Below are 710 nucleotides of genomic sequence, written 5' to 3'. Positions count from 1 at the left end.
ACGCCCTTCATCGCCTCTGACTGCCTAGGCATCCACCGTGTACGCTTAGTCGCTTAACCTCACAACCCGAAGGTGTTTCCACCATCGCGCTGCGATTATTTGAGAGACTCTGTTACAGACTAATCCATCACTCAGTACTTCTACGGAGAGTGATGTTCAGCTGTAAACTTTCAATTTTCAGCTTGTTCCAGATTGTTAAAGAGCAAAATACTTCGCAGCATACTGTTTCCAATACACTCTGAAGTATTATTTAGGGGCTGTACGGTAATGGTGGAGCTAAGCGGGATCGAACCGCTGACCTCCTGCGTGCAAGGCAGGCGCTCTCCCAGCTGAGCTATAGCCCCATACAGTCACTCACAGATACCTTAATTACTCATCAGCCTGATGAGTCAGCCAATTACTTTCTCATCAAGGCGGAGTCATGCGAAGTTTGCTTTGTGCAAACGAGACATGGCGACAACGAAGAGGAGGAAGGAATTGGTAGGCCTGAGTGGACTTGAACCACCGACCTCACCCTTATCAGGGGTGCGCTCTAACCACCTGAGCTACAAGCCTATTAAGGTATTTCTGCTCGTTACTTTCTATCAGACAATCTGTGTGGACACTGCACAATGCGTATCTTGAGGTAAGGAGGTGATCCAACCGCAGGTTCCCCTACGGTTACCTTGTTACGACTTCACCCCAGTCATGAATCACAAAGTGGTAAGCGC

At 48.6% G+C, this 710-nt stretch carries 2 tRNA genes and 1 rRNA gene; all 3 read right to left on the bottom strand.

The features are described 5' to 3' along the window. Window positions 1-268: 268 nt before the first annotated feature. Window positions 269-344, bottom strand: a tRNA-Ala gene (locus tag AACU55_RS16805). 134 nt (window positions 345-478) lie between these two features. Further along, window positions 479-555, bottom strand: a tRNA-Ile gene (locus AACU55_RS16800). A gap of 71 nt (window positions 556-626) precedes the next feature. Beyond that, window positions 627-710 (bottom strand): 16S ribosomal RNA (locus AACU55_RS16795); the annotation flags it as partial.

The organism is Rahnella sp. CJA17(1/100), assembly GCF_963881615.1.
GTDB classification, from domain to species: Bacteria; Pseudomonadota; Gammaproteobacteria; order Enterobacterales; family Enterobacteriaceae; genus Rahnella; species Rahnella aceris.
The sequence above is the reverse complement of the archived record's forward strand: the minus strand, read 5'-3'. Positions and strand labels throughout refer to the sequence as shown.